Source organism: Bacillus sp. SRL337 (genome assembly GCF_984799155.1).
The window spans coordinates 3,842,031-3,856,088 of sequence record NZ_OZ481793.1 but is presented as its reverse complement, the minus strand read 5'-3'; the positions used below and the strand labels follow the sequence as shown (position 1 = coordinate 3,856,088).

Sequence of the window (14,058 nt, the reverse complement as noted above, 5' to 3'; positions counted from 1 at the left end):
GCTGTCCTGGTTTATTCTCAATAAAAAAACAGCCTCGACGAAGCTGTTCATTCAATCTTCATTTATTTTTGTGTTTGCAGGAATTCTCTCACTTGTTCAGGAGTTTTTGCATTGGCACTGTGAAGGTGAGCCGTTTTTTCGCTGTTTTTAAAAATCAGCAAGCTTGGAATTCCCATGACATCGTAGCGGTCGGCAATTTCAGGAAGTTCATCCTTATTTAATTCATACCATTTATACTGGTCATATTCCTCGATGATTTCATCAATGAACATATTCATTCTGGTACAGTCGGGGCACCAGTCCGCAAAGAATTTAATGATGACTGGCTCGCTTTGGGAAATAAGCTCCTGGAAAGTTTCTTGATTTTGAATAGATTGCATTTTCTTAACCTCCTCTATTTATAACCATATTGTAGTTGATTTGCTGACATTTCGTAAACTTAGTTGCTTTTTAAGACCCTGAAGAACCTTTACTGCAAATTAAAAGTTGATTTTCATGTATACTGTAACCAACACTTTAAGCAGCCCCAAAGGAGGTTTCTCAATGTATCCGAACCGTGTCCTTGAACACCAAGATATCATCGATGGCCTAATTTCTGAAATTGCCTTCAGTGTTTTCAAGGAACATCCCCAGCTTCTTGAAATCCATGGAGAAAAAGGACGCTCCCAAGCTGCGGCAGATTTGCAAAAACATTTCCATTATCTGCAGACAGCTTTTCGACTGGAGGCTCCCGAGTTGTTTGTTGATCATGTGAAATGGCTCTACAATGTCCTTTCTTCAAGGCAGGTTGATATGCATTATGTGATTACAGGCCTCTCTGTAATGAAAGACAGGGTAGGGACAATGCCTCCTGAAAAGGCAGCCTTTTACCAAGACTGCCTGTCTGATGCAATTAATTGGCTGAATCAGAACTGTCATTCCTGAGATTGGAATGGCGGTGGCTCTCTATTCGACGGTTCCAGACTCAAGAATTTTTACTTTCGATTTGACTTTTATACTGGCATTGGGATACAACTCTGTCTCCCATTTCTTAACATCCATTTTCTTTGTGCTATGCTTCAGGCGCTGACCGAATCCCATGGGGTCTATCCCTTCCTCCTGGAACCTCTTCAGCATGCTCAGGCAATGCTTTTCAATATCTTTTTCCATTTTCTTTTCAATGTCCCTCACCTTTTGTGGAGTAATGCTTTTCCCGGTATATTCCTTTATAATGCCTTTAATATTGATGGAAATGGTTATTTCATTAGGTATGGCCATGCTGCTGATCTCAATCTTGTGTTTGGACCGCAGGCTGGTCACAGAAGCTTCGATGCTTTTACGCATATCCGCATGACTTTCAGACAGCTTGACCACTTGGTTTCCTTCACTGTATTTATCAGAGAGGAGCTTGAAGTAGAACAGTTCCGTATTATCGATTTCATCCACCAGTTTGTCTTGCTTAAAAAGGGCTATTCCTTTGACACCCAGCGTTCTATCATCAACTTTCTCAATGATGGGAAGGTAAGGGGTGTGGCCTTTTTGAAAATAAGTGAACAGAAACAAGTGCAAATTTGTCTCTGATAAATCACCGCGCCTGATGTTATGGTCAATAAGATTAGCAATATAATCGGAAGTCCCTTTAAGCCCATAGTTGCCTTTTAAAATATCCTCTGCGGGTCCGTCGCTGACTAAAAGCAGGACCCTTGCTCCCACGCTGGCATCACGTTGCAGGGAATCTGCGATATGCAGCATTCCTTTCCTGGCCATTTCAGATGAAATAATAACATTTTCAAGACTTCCGCGGACAAGAGGCATTTCTGATTTCTTTTCTAAAAGATTGAGTACTTCCCGGGTAGAAGGAGCCTCCGCAGACAAAGTGACATTTTCAATCTGCTTATCGGACAGATACCTTGAATAAAGAGCTGTACCCTTAATGGTGTCTTCGCCGGCTACATCATATGCTTTGGCCGTTTCGATATTCAATTCATCGAGGATTTCTTTCTCGACGCATCCTGTTAACATAAATAGACTCAAGATCATCAAGATGAATTTTTTCATTTTTTCTTTTTCACCTTCTTCATCAAAAATATCATGAATAGAAGAAATGGAATGAATCCAAAGTTAAGGTAAAATCCGATCTGGCTGGTGATATCGTTTAATAAACTGATTTGATTACGTTCCTGAATGAAACTTACGGCTGCCACCGCAAGAGCAGCCAGAAAATACAATGTTTTTCTTTGGCTCCATTTGAAAGATCTTTTAGCTATCCTGCTGGAACACCATAATGAAATGCAAACATTCGGCAGGATGATGAGGCACCAGTTGGCTATCCCGATATATTCAAAACGTTCCACAAAAGGCAGTTCAACAATTTTCCACATGGAAAGAGTGGCCCAGACTGTTTTCTTTAGCTGCCCTTCGCTGAAGAAAGCAAAACTTACAATTGTCAGGACTGTAATTAATATCGTCGTAAAGAACAGACCTCTATGAGCCCACTTATGTGCTTTTTCTCCATTGTTTATGTATGGATAAAATATCAGCAGGGTCTCATATCCCAGAAAACTCAGTGTCATATCCCGGGTAGACTTCAGCATATCCAGAGCAGAATGATCCCAAACCGGCAGGATGTTCCTGAAATCGGAGAATGGGAAAGTGAAGGCGAAAGACAGCAGGAGATAGGCAGGAAGGACAGTTCCAAAGAAAGCCGTTCCTGCAACAACCCGCAGCCCTCCGCTTACAACATAAACAGCGAGCAGGAAGAAAAAAAGAGCAAAAAGCCAAGGTTCCATTCTTGGATACATCCAAACCTGAATGACTTCTATATATGTACGGGTAACAGTGACCGTAATCAGGCAGAAGTACAAAAGGTAAACGGCATCAAATAGTTTGCCCAGCCACTTTCCGAACGCTAAATTGTTTGCTTCTATTAAATCCCCGCCACCGTTTTGAACCACTTTAAATATGAAAAAAGTGATGACGTTAGTAAGCAGCCCAGCTATAATGACCGCCATCCAGGCATCGTATCCGGCACTTTGGGCAATGATTCTCTGATAGCCAAGGACCCCTACACCCACTTGAACGGAATGGATAAGGAAAAATACAATAAATGGCGATATCTTTCTATTTTCAGGAATTGGGTTCATAACACAACCTCCGCCGACTATTCATCAATATCGAGTTTCTTTGTGCCTTCTTGCTTTTTGAACCTGCGGGGGTTCTTTGTCCGCATGAATTCCGGACGCTTGTTTTGAGCGTGAAATGGAAAGCGAATGATTGCATCCTTCAAATCATATAACCTGGGAGGATACAATGGTTCCAGAAAAGGTCTTCCCAAAGAAGTTAATCGAAGGAGATGGCTCATTAATAGACAAAAACAGAACACAATGCCAAGCAGTCCCCAGAGCTGAGCAAATATCAGGAAGGGGAATCTCAATATCCTGATTGTGTTACCCATTTTGTACACAGGAGTCGTAAATGAGGCCAGTGCCGCCAAGGCTACCAGGATCAAGAGGACATTACTTGTCAGTCCTGCTTCTACAGACGCTGTCCCGATAACGATACCGCCCACGATACCAATTGTCTGGCCGACTTTGGTCGGCAGCCTGGCACCCGCCTCCCTCAATAGTTCAATCGTCAGTTCAAGAAACAGAGCTTCCAGGATAGGAGGAAGCGGAATTTCCTGGCGTGAAGTGATTAAAGTGGCCATAAGGTCTTTTGGAATCAGTTCATAGTGATAGGTCAGAGCCGCAACATAGATAGGAGTGATCAAAATGGAGAAAGCAACAGCGAACACCCGGACCAGCCTGAAAAACGAGGACACCAGGTAATTTAGAAAGTAGTCCTCATAGGCGCTGAAGAATTCAACCAATGTCGTCGGGCCGATGAGGGCATGGGGAGAACCATCAACGAGCACCACGACCTTGCCTTCGACCAGCACGGAGGCAGCACGGTCTGGCCGTTCCGTATCCAGCAGCTGTGGAAACGGGGAATTCGAATTATCGGCAATCAGTTGTTCTATAAAGGAACTGTCATTGATCTGGTCAAAATCAATGGCCTTCAGACGCTGCCTCATCGTTTGTACATTGTCCTGGTCAGACAGGCCGTCTATATATAGCATCGATGTCTTAGTATGCGTTAAGTTCCCGATAACAAAATCCTCTATAATCAGTTCTTTAATGGGAATTCTTTTACGGAGCATGTTCAGATTCTGGTCAATCGATTCGACAAATGCTTCTTTAGGGCCGACAACACTGAACTCGACCTGAGGCTGTGACACCTGCCGGACGACTTCCTTTTGGGCTGCGATAAACGCAAAACGGTTTTTCTCATTTTCTGTTTTTAAGAGGACATACCCGTTCATAAGTTTTTGCTCAATTTGGCTTTCATCATCTGAAAGTTGAATATCGATCACCGGAGCAAGCTTCTTGATATCGTCTAGTTTTTCAAAATGCTTGCCAAGCAGGGAAGGTAGGACATCTTTTTGCATAATGTCTTCATCTACCAGTGTGGACATAAAGTTCAATCCAAATCGCAGGCCGGTCTGTTGATTGTAATAAAAAATTTCTTTATAATCAGTTGATTTCCTGACAAGCTTCTCAAACGATTCCTGTGTTTTTTTCTTTTTCTCGGTGCATTTTTTTCGGTTGAATATAGAAGAAAACATTGAATTCACCACTCTTATGATTACTCTAGTGGTAGTGTTTCCGGTTTGCGGGGAATTATGAAAGAAATGGAGTTGGAGGAAGGGATGCTGAAAATTTAAAATCCTGCCAACTAGGAAGGCATATACTGTTTTATTTACTCAAGGTATCTCTCGATATCATTCAGCATCAGAATGGCAGCCATTACACCGCAGGCATTTTCATACAGGATCGCTGACTTCGTATACGCTGCCTTCCCGGGATACTTTAAGCTTTTGGATTGAGGGGCGTTTTCAACTGCTTCATTTGCTTGATGAAATCCCTTATTATATTGCTGATTTTAAATCCTGTCTTCAGGGCAAGCCGTGAGATGACAAAAAGGTGCAGTCTCCTCTAACGTTCAAGGGCTATGCACTTTTAGCCTTCATCTCTTGTTCCAATAGTAAAATGAATGGATCCTGGGATAATGTCTTTCTAAAGGAGTCATTGAATGTTTCAACATACCTTTCTAATTTGATATGATAGGAGAAGGTTGAGAACAGGACAGAAATCTGTGGGGAAGGATGGCGTGCTGCTTCTCCTTAAGTGGTGAAGAAGGCAGCAGCAGGAAGACCTGCCCGAAGACCTGCAATGTGAAACAACCAAGAGGAGTGAGATAATGGAGAATTTTGACGGACAATTTGACGCATTGATTGATAAATATACTGAACTGCTGCTGGGTGAGTCCTCTCCAGAATTGAAGGATAAAGTAACGAAATGGGTCATCTATACGTACATTGCCAAATCCATGCCGCCGCTGGCCAAGCATTGGAATTCGGAGTTCCCGGAAGGAAAAGAAGAAATTAAAGAGATCATTACTGAAATCAAAAAGATGAACGAAGAACATAGAGATAAAAAAGATAAATAAGAGAAGCCAGCTGTGAACGAGATCAGCTGGTTTTTTGTTTTCCTTGGGGTGGAAACTATGAAAGCGAAATTCGTATGACCGTGCTGGCAGTATGTGGACATGAATTCAGGAAAAGAGAGCGGAGTCTGCTGCCGTGCTAGCCAGTATAAGGGCATGGACTCGTTAAAAAAGAGCAGGGTATGCCATCGTGCAGTGGGAAAACATGAACAGGAGAGCAGAAAGTGAATCAAAAAAAGCCCCTGAAACGGGGGCCGCTACTCCATCAATGAACATTATTATAAGGAAACTGTGAAGAGTACTGCTGATGCTGTTGATAAGACTGTTGCAGTTTCTGTGCATCAGCAGCCTCAAGGCTATACCAGCCTTTTTGGAACATGCTGTTGTAAAGGCTGCGCTGCGTATTCTGAGTCTCGTTGAAGATTGTCAGCAAATCATTGTAAAGTGCGTCATGACTGGCTTCATTAAGAGCAGTACAATAAGAATCAGTCATATATTTTTCCATGCTCAGCATATCGTTTACTAAGTCACGGTCATTCATCTGAGGAGTCTCAGGTACTTGTGTCTTGGGATTTTGAATTTTTTGCTGTGATTGGTTTTGATTCATTTCAGCCGCACTTCCTTTCTACATTGTTGTCGGGGCTTGACTTTCGTTCCCTTGATTTAAGTGGGAAAGAATCTGCTCATAGTGGCGCTGGTGCATTATGCCGCACTTATCAATTTCTGCCTTTAATTCAGGATCCTGGCAGTGGCTGGCGGCAAAATGGGCTTTTTTCATTGCCAGCAAGTTCCATGAAAGCATATCACTTAAGTATTGAGAATCTTTAGTGGTTAAAACCTGCGGGGGCTGCTGCAGTGCACCCTGCTGCTGGTTGCCTTGCTGCTGTTGCATAGGTGTTCCCTCCTTTGAATTTTGCAAGGTTATTGTTCCTCTGACAAGCATACCTATACACCGAATGACAAAATGCGATAAAATTTTTCATTTCGATGTTTGAACTATATTCAAAAACGGATAAAGGTGATAATATAAATTTATAATTTGGAACCGATTTAAGGGGCAATCAGTCCTAGTTGACGACCTCGGCCACTTGATTGCGGGCATCCAGACTAACTAAAAAGAAACCGCTTTCACAGTGAAGCAAATGTTACAGGGGGTAAATGACATGGAACAAGTAATGCGTAACTTCTTTTTATTCTTATCCAAGAATAAACCATTAACGAAAGTAGCCAAGAAATATGGTCTGCGCTTCGGTGCAGCACGCTTTGTTGCTGGTGAATCCATAGACCTCGCTGTCGAAGCAATCAAAGGATTGAACAAACAGGGGTTATCGGTAACGATCGATTATCTTGGGGAATTTATTGATAATGAAGCGGAAGCAAATGAAATGGCCGATCAGTGTATTGAAGCCATCAAAGCAATCGGACGTGAACGGATTGATTCGCAGCTTTCGTTAAAGATGACCTCAATGGGATTGGATCTTTCGGAAGAAATTGTCATGAACAACATGAGAAGAATCCTTGATGTTGCCGGGGAGTATGGCGTATTCGTAACGATTGATATGGAGGATTATTCCCGTTGCGGGAAAACGATCGATATCTTCAAGAGGCTCAAATCAGAGTATGATAATGTCGGCACTGTCATTCAGGCCTATCTGTTCAGAACAGAAAAGGACATGGAAGTGCTGAACGAATACTCTCCAAACCTCCGCCTGGTAAAAGGGGCCTATAAAGAGTCGCCGCTGGTAGCTTTCCCTGATAAAAAAGATGTAGATGAAAACTTTAAAAAGATCATCAAGATGCATCTGTTAAATGGAAACTATACCGCTGTGGCGACACACGATGATGCAATGATTGAGTATACGAAGCAAATCGTTGAAGAATACGATATCCCTCATGATCAATTTGAATTCCAGATGCTATATGGTATCCGTGTCGAAAGGCAGCTGGAGCTTGCCCGTGAAGGTTACAAGATGCGCGTATATGTTCCATATGGTACGGATTGGTACGGTTACTTCATGCGCCGCCTTGCCGAGAGGCCGGCAAATGTAGCATTTGTGTTGAAAGGCGTCATTAATAAATAATTGTTAGTTTGGCAGAATAGAAGAATAAGAAGAAGGACCGCTGGCAGTGTACAGCGGTTTTTTTGATGAGGCTAGTTCAAAAGCATCGTCGAGGAAGTTTTCAAAAACATGAAAAAGCAATATGAGTTCAAACGTGCTTTGAAAGAAGTTTTCAAGGACATATAAAAATATGTTGAGATAAGAAAGTGTCTTAATAGAGGTTTCAAGTGAAAGATAAACCAGAATTCAAAACACTTGAGGAAGCGGACCTGCTCATACGTTGCTGAACGGCCGCTTCCGCTTTTTATCAATCCAGCTCCAGCGCCTAGCCCCTCGGGGTCATAAGCCAATCCGCCGAGAAGGCAAAGTGCAGCCTTCCCGCCGGCTCGTCTTATGCCTGTCGGGGCTGATCAAGGCGCTTCCGCTTTTTATTTTTTATATTGATTATTTTGGCTGTTTACCTTTCCGCCGCCGTCGTGTTCGACTGTCGGGCCGGCGTCACCTTTTACGCTTGCAGCGCTGACCCCTGCTTTTGATGGGTTTTTCTTTCTTTTAGCCATGTTTATCACCTCCAGTCATAGATTTTCCTAAAGATACAAAAAGATTATTTTTTGAAAATTTATCATTTTTTAAACTTTAAGATATTGCAGTCTTTGGTAAAATCTTATATATTAGAAGTAACAAAACTCATTCGTGATATTTTTTTGGAGGAAAAATGAATGAGTGTTCATTCAAGTTATGCAAAGGGGGAAGAAACATTGGGTCGTAAAATTCAAAAAGCAGCAGTATTGGGATCGGGTGTCATGGGATCAGGCATTGCAGCCCACCTGGCGAATATCGGCATACCAGCTTTGCTGCTGGATATAGTACCGCGTGAGTTAACAGAAGAAGAAAAAGCAAAAGGACTTACTTTGGAAAACAAAGCTGTCCGTAACCGCATGAGCGAAGGTGCTTTAAAGAAACTGCTGAAGCAAAAGCCGGCACCCCTTACTTCAAAGAAAAATCTTGCTTTGATTGAAGCCGGGAACTTTGAAGATGATATGGAAAAGCTAAGCGAATGTGACTGGATCATTGAAGTAGTCGTTGAAAACCTGGACATTAAGAAGAAGGTTTTTGAGAACGTTGAGAAACATAGAAAACAAGGGAGCATCGTCAGCTCGAATACATCTGGTATTTCAATTGAAGCTATGTCAGAAGGCCGTTCGGAGGACTTCCAGAAGCACTTCCTGGGAACGCATTTCTTTAATCCGCCTCGTTACCTGAAACTGCTGGAAGTGATCCCAACTGAAAAAACCGATCCCGAAGTGCTTTCATTCATCAGTTCGTTTGGTGAAGTTGTACTTGGAAAAGGTGTCGTTCTTGCGAAAGATACACCAAATTTCATTGCTAATCGAATTGGGACATATGGTCTTTTGGTCACACTGCAGGAAATGCTGAAAAGCGGCGTGACTGTCGGTGAAGTCGATTCCATAACGGGTCCGGCTATCGGCCGTCCGAAGAGTGCTACCTTCCGTACCTTGGATGTTGTTGGCCTGGATACTTTTGCGCACGTTGCCAAGAACGTATATGACCAGGTAGAGGGAAAAGAAAAGAATGTTTTTGAGATACCGGCTTTCATGCAGAAGATGCTTGATAACGGATGGCTTGGATCGAAGAGCGGTCAGGGCTTTTATTTGAAACAAGGCAAAGAAATCCTTGAGCTGGATACGGGAACCCTCGAATACGGGCCGCGTAAAAAGCTGAAAACGGCATCCACAGAATTAAGCAAGCAGGAAAAAGGGCTGCCGAACAAAATGAAAGCGCTTGTATACGCTGATGATAAAGCCGGTATGTTCCTATGGAATATCCTTTCCCCGGTCCTTCTTTATTCTGCAGAACTGCTTGGCTCCATTGCTGATGATATCGTGTCAATCGACCAGGCAATGAAGTGGGGCTTTGGCTGGCAGCTTGGACCATTTGAAACATGGGACAGCATCGGAGTTGAAAAATCAGTCAGCAAAATGAAAGAAGAAGGCAGGGAAGTACCAGAGTGGATCACAGATATGCTTGAAGCCGGCCATACATCATTTTATAAGGAAGAAGACGGTGAGCAGTATTTCTACCTTAATGGTGAATACAAACAAATCGTTAGAAATCCTAAAGTGATAGATTTGAAGCTTCTGAAGAAACAAGGGAAAGTGATCAAGAAGAACTCAGGTGCAAGCTTGATTGATATCGGGGATGGCGTTGCACTTCTGGAGTTCCACTCACCGAACAATTCAATCGGCTTGGATGTCGTCCAGATGATCAACTATTCAGTTACAGAAGTGGAGAAGAATTATAAAGGTCTTGTTATCGGGAACCAGGGCAAGAACTTCTGTGTAGGTGCAAACCTGGCGATGATCCTCATGGAAGCACAGGATGACAATATATTTGAGGTTGATATGGTTGTCCGCCAATTCCAGCAAGCCATGATGAATATCAAATACAGTAAAAAGCCTGTGGTTGCCGCTCCATTCGGCATGACGCTTGGGGGGGGTTCTGAGGTATGTCTTCCGGCAGCCCATATCCAGGCATCCATGGAAACCTACATGGGACTTGTTGAAGCAGGTGTCGGCCTGATTCCAGGCGGAGGCGGTAACAAAGAATTGTATATTAAACACCTTGAAATGATGCCGGAGGGAATCGATTTTGATCTGCAGAAGGTTGCCAATAAAGTATTCGAAACAATTGCTATGGCAAAAGTTTCAACATCCGGAGATGAAGCGAGGGACAATAACTTCCTTGCCAATTCAGATGGTGTGAGTGCAAATGGGGATCACCTTCTATACGATGCGAAGCAGGCAGCACTGGCATTGAGTGAAAGCGGCTACACTCCGCCAATCAGAAAAAAGGTACCGGTTGTCGGTGAAACTGGATATGCAGCATTGATCCTTGGGGCACAGGCCATGTTTAACTCTGGTTATATTTCTGAACATGACCTTGTGATTGCGAAAAAATTGGCCAATGTCATTGCGGGAGGCAAGCTTCCTTTTGGAACAGAAGTGGATGAACAATATCTTCTTGACCTGGAGAGAGAAGCATTCTTAAGTCTTGTTGCCCAGCCGAAATCACAACAGCGCATGCAGCACATGCTTGTGAAAGGAAAACCGCTGCGTAATTGATCATAAATTTATTTTCACTAGAAATGGGGGAAGAACATGCGAGAAGCGGTACTAGTAGCAGGCGCCCGTACACCGGTCGGAAAAGCAAACAAAGGAACTCTGGCAACGGTCAGACCCGATGATCTTGGGGCGCTGGTAGTAAAAGAAACACTTAAACGAGCGGGAAATTATGAAGGTAATATAGACGATTTAATTATCGGCTGTGCCATGCCGGAAGCAGAACAGGGATTGAATATGGCACGAAACATCGGTGGATTGGCAGGACTTCCACACAATGTTCCGGCCATAACGATTAACCGGTACTGTTCTTCGGGATTGCAATCAATTGCCTATGCATCTGAAAAAATCATGCTCGGCCATTCAGATACTGCCATCGCAGGTGGAGCGGAGTCCATGAGCCTTGTACCAATGATGGGGCATGTGGTCCGTCCTAATGCGAGACTGGCGGAGACTGCTCCCCAATATTATATGAGCATGGGGCATACAGCAGAGGAAGTGGCGAAGAAATTCGGAATTTCAAGGGAAGATCAGGATGCTTTTGCGGTAAGAAGCCATCAGAAAGCAGCGAAAGCAATCGAAGAAGGAAGGTTCCAGGATGAAATTGTCCCTGTGGATGTCGTGCTTCGCTCAGTAAACGACCAGAACAAGGTTGTTGAAAGAAATGTCACCTTCACTAGGGATGAAGGGGTAAGACCTGGAACGACGAAAGAGGTCCTTTCAAAACTGCGTCCTGCTTTTAATGTAAAAGGATCCGTAACAGCCGGAAATTCTTCGCAAACAAGTGATGGGGCAGCGGCTGTCATGGTCATGGACCGTGAAAAAGCGAACTCACTGGGCTTGGCGCCGATGGCAAAATTCAGATCGTTTGCTGTTGCAGGAGTCCCGCCTGAAATCATGGGGGTTGGCCCTGTGGAAGCCATTCCAAAAGCCCTGAAAATGGCCGGCCTCCAATTGGAGGATATAGGGCTGTTTGAATTGAATGAAGCCTTCGCTTCCCAATCCATTCAGGTCATCCGCCAGCTTGGCCTGAATGAGGAGATCGTGAACGTGAACGGCGGTGCCATCGCTCTTGGCCACCCGCTTGGCTGTTCCGGAACAAAACTGACTCTTTCCTTAGTGCATGAAATGAAGAGACGCCATGTCCAATTCGGTGTTGTCACAATGTGTATCGGTGGAGGTATGGGTGCTGCCGGAGTATTTGAACTGATTGATTGATTATTTTCGAAGGCTTGAACCCGGGACTTCGGTTTTCAATAACTGTTTTTAAAATAAAGGAGGAAAAACAGATGACAAATCAAACAGATAAGTTGGTAAAAGGCGGCAGCTTCATTATCGAGGATGTCTCTTATGAAAATGTGTTCACACCGGAAGATTTTACAGATGAACAGATAATGATTGCCAAAACGACTGAAGACTACGTTGTGAAAGAAGTCGTTCCGCAACTGGAGCATTTGGAAAATCATGAGTTTGACCGTTCAGTGAAATTATTGAAAAGTGCGGGAGACCTTGGGCTGCTTGGGGCAGATGTCCCTGAAGAATATGGCGGACTCGGGCTTGATAAAGTAAGCTCTGCTCTGATCGCGGAGAAAATGTCCACTGCCGGAGGATTCTCCATTTCCCACGGAGCACACGTTGGAATCGGCTCTCTTCCAATCGTATTATTCGGTAACGAAGATCAAAAACAAAAATATCTTCCAGCATTGGCTACTGGCGAGAAAATCGCTGCCTATGCATTGACTGAGCCAGGTTCAGGTTCCGATGCCCTTGGTGCCAGAACGACAGCCAAGCTGAACGAAGCAGGTACTCACTATATATTGAATGGTGAAAAGCAATGGATTACAAATGCCGGCTTTGCTGATGTATTTGTGGTTTACGCAAAGATCGACGGCGAGCAGTTCTCTGCTTTTATCGTTGAGCGTGAATATCCAGGCGTATCCACTGGTGCTGAAGAAAAGAAAATGGGAATCAAGAGTTCTTCCACTCGTACATTGATTCTTGAAGATGCTCAAGTTCCTGTTGAAAACCTTCTTGGCCAGGCAGGTAAAGGTCATATCATTGCATTCAATATCTTGAATATCGGACGCTACAAGCTTGGGGTAGGTGCAGTCGGCGGAAGCAAGCGTGCGATGGATGTCACAATTAAATATGCAAACCAGCGCCAGCAGTTCAAGACTCCGATCTCAGCTTTCAACCTAACAAAAGAGAAGTTTGCTACGATGGCTGCAAAGCTTTATGCAACTGAAAGCTCTGTTTACCGTACAGTCGGCCTGTTTGAAGACCGTATGAGCAAATTGACTGACGAAGAAGTCAAGAATGGTACCGAAGTGGCGAAATCAATTGCTGAGTATGCAATCGAATGCTCATTGAATAAAGTGTTTGCAACGGAAACGCTTGATTATATCGTGGATGAAGGTGTTCAAATCCATGGCGGATACGGCTTCATGCAGGAGTATGAAATTGAAAGAATGTACCGCGATTCCCGTATCAACCGTATCTTTGAGGGAACGAATGAAATCAACCGCCTGCTAGTGCCTGGCACTTATGTCCGTAAAGCGTTGAAAGGTGAACTGCCATTATTCCAGAAAGCGCAGGCACTTCAGGAAGAACTTATGATGCTTATGCCGGAAGAAGTCGGCGATGCACCGCTTGAACAGGAAAAATACCTTGTTAAAAATGCAAAGAAGATCGGCTTGTTGATTGCTGGTCTGGCTGCACAGAAATACGGTAAAGCTCTTGAGAAAGAACAGGAGATACTTGTGAACATTGCGGATATCATCTCCAATGCTTATGCGATGGAGTCTGTCGTTCTTCGTACAGAAAAAGCCATTGCTAAAGACGGCGTTGAAAAATCCAAACAGAAACTATTATACACGCAGATCTTCTGTCAGGAAGCATTCAATGAAATCGAGGCACATGCAAAAGAAACATTGGTTGCTGCTGAAACCGGAGATTCTTTAAGAATGATGTTGTCCGCTCTACGAAAATTCACACGTTACACACCAGTGAATATTATTGCGGTAAAACGTGAAGCGTCTGAAAAGCTTATTGAAGCAGAGCGCTATATACTCTAATCGAACAGGAACCGGTCTTCCAAGTTGGAGGCCGGTTTTTTTGGAGTGAGATGGTGCCGGATAGTATGGGTTGGCCGATAAATCTGAAAAAGGCCAAATAAGGAAGATGATTGCATTCGTTGTCCGCGAGGTGCAAGAACGTATATAATGTATAAGACCCTGCATTTGGTCAATAAGCAATGGCCTCTTTCCGGAAAAGTAACTTATAGACAGGGCCACCTCTCCCTAGCTGAGGCATTCTTTGACTGTTAATGATAGGGC

General features: G+C 43.7%; 13 protein-coding genes. 6 read left to right on the top strand and 7 right to left on the bottom strand.

All coding sequences use genetic code 11. From position 1 onward, the window contains the following. Nucleotides 1–62: 62 nt before the first annotated feature. The gene (locus AC4E8A_RS19505) at nt 63–380 is read right to left on the bottom strand and encodes a thioredoxin family protein (protein ID WP_490195456.1); all 318 of its coding nucleotides are present in this window, start codon (nt 378–380) and stop codon (nt 63–65) included. 163 nt (nt 381–543) lie between these two features. Here AC4E8A_RS19505 and AC4E8A_RS19500 point away from each other — a divergent pair, with 163 nt between their 5' ends. Beyond that, nucleotides 544–924: a hypothetical protein gene (locus tag AC4E8A_RS19500; RefSeq protein WP_490195455.1), complete on the top strand. Its 381-nt coding sequence runs from the start codon at nt 544–546 to the stop codon at nt 922–924. 21 nt (nt 925–945) lie between these two features. On the opposite strand, the gene AC4E8A_RS19495 is transcribed toward AC4E8A_RS19500, so the two are convergent. Genes AC4E8A_RS19495 through AC4E8A_RS19485 form a run of 3 tightly spaced genes read right to left on the bottom strand, consistent with a single transcriptional unit; the run spans nt 946 to nt 4,642 of the window. Next, complete coding sequence (locus AC4E8A_RS19495; RefSeq protein ID WP_490195454.1) at nt 946–2,037, bottom strand: Ger(x)C family spore germination protein; 1,092 nt, start codon at nt 2,035–2,037, stop codon at nt 946–948. After that, a complete protein-coding gene (locus tag AC4E8A_RS19490; RefSeq protein ID WP_490195453.1) occupies nt 2,034–3,122 on the bottom strand; it encodes a GerAB/ArcD/ProY family transporter in 1,089 nt (362 codons plus the stop codon). The genes AC4E8A_RS19495 and AC4E8A_RS19490 overlap by 4 nt, the downstream gene beginning before the upstream one ends. A 17-nt stretch (nt 3,123–3,139) precedes the next feature. Then, nucleotides 3,140–4,642: a spore germination protein gene (locus AC4E8A_RS19485; RefSeq protein WP_490195452.1), complete on the bottom strand. Its 1,503-nt coding sequence runs from the start codon at nt 4,640–4,642 to the stop codon at nt 3,140–3,142. 632 nt (nt 4,643–5,274) lie between these two features. Here AC4E8A_RS19485 and AC4E8A_RS19480 point away from each other — a divergent pair. Continuing rightward, on the top strand, nt 5,275–5,526 hold the full coding sequence (locus tag AC4E8A_RS19480; protein WP_490198943.1) for a DUF2573 family protein: 252 nt from the start codon (nt 5,275–5,277) through the stop codon (nt 5,524–5,526). A 262-nt stretch (nt 5,527–5,788) separates the two neighbouring features. Here the strand turns inward: AC4E8A_RS19480 and AC4E8A_RS19475 are convergent, their stop codons facing one another. Beyond that, nucleotides 5,789–6,130, bottom strand: coding sequence for a spore coat protein (locus AC4E8A_RS19475; protein ID WP_490195451.1), 342 nt, complete (start codon nt 6,128–6,130; stop codon nt 5,789–5,791). Nucleotides 6,131–6,148: 18 nt separating this feature from the next. After that, nucleotides 6,149–6,415 carry a hypothetical protein gene (locus tag AC4E8A_RS19470; RefSeq protein ID WP_490195450.1) on the bottom strand — a complete coding sequence of 89 codons (267 nt, stop codon included), beginning with the start codon at nt 6,413–6,415 and terminating at the stop codon, nt 6,149–6,151. A 271-nt stretch (nt 6,416–6,686) separates the two neighbouring features. Here AC4E8A_RS19470 and AC4E8A_RS19465 point away from each other — a divergent pair, with 271 nt between their 5' ends. Next, nucleotides 6,687–7,604, top strand: coding sequence for a proline dehydrogenase family protein (locus tag AC4E8A_RS19465; RefSeq protein WP_490195449.1), 918 nt, complete (start codon nt 6,687–6,689; stop codon nt 7,602–7,604). Nucleotides 7,605–8,011: 407 nt separating this feature from the next. On the opposite strand, the gene AC4E8A_RS19460 is transcribed toward AC4E8A_RS19465, so the two are convergent. Next, nucleotides 8,012–8,143 (bottom strand): YuzL family protein, encoded by a 132-nt coding sequence (locus tag AC4E8A_RS19460; RefSeq protein ID WP_148941484.1) that lies wholly within the window; start codon nt 8,141–8,143, stop codon nt 8,012–8,014. Nucleotides 8,144–8,302: 159 nt separating this feature from the next. Between AC4E8A_RS19460 and AC4E8A_RS19455 the strand changes: the two genes are divergently transcribed. The 3 genes from AC4E8A_RS19455 to AC4E8A_RS19445 all read left to right on the top strand — a co-directional run bounded on the left by AC4E8A_RS19455 (nt 8,303) and on the right by AC4E8A_RS19445 (nt 13,797). Further along, nucleotides 8,303–10,726 carry a 3-hydroxyacyl-CoA dehydrogenase/enoyl-CoA hydratase family protein gene (locus tag AC4E8A_RS19455; RefSeq protein WP_490195448.1) on the top strand — a complete coding sequence of 808 codons (2,424 nt, stop codon included), beginning with the start codon at nt 8,303–8,305 and terminating at the stop codon, nt 10,724–10,726. A gap of 36 nt (nt 10,727–10,762) precedes the next feature. Beyond that, nucleotides 10,763–11,941, top strand: a complete 1,179-nt coding sequence (locus tag AC4E8A_RS19450; protein ID WP_490195447.1) for an acetyl-CoA C-acetyltransferase — start codon at nt 10,763–10,765, stop codon at nt 11,939–11,941. 71 nt (nt 11,942–12,012) lie between these two features. Further along, nucleotides 12,013–13,797 carry an acyl-CoA dehydrogenase FadE gene (locus tag AC4E8A_RS19445; RefSeq protein WP_490195446.1) on the top strand — a complete coding sequence of 595 codons (1,785 nt, stop codon included), beginning with the start codon at nt 12,013–12,015 and terminating at the stop codon, nt 13,795–13,797. Nucleotides 13,798–14,058: the final 261 nt, after the last annotated feature.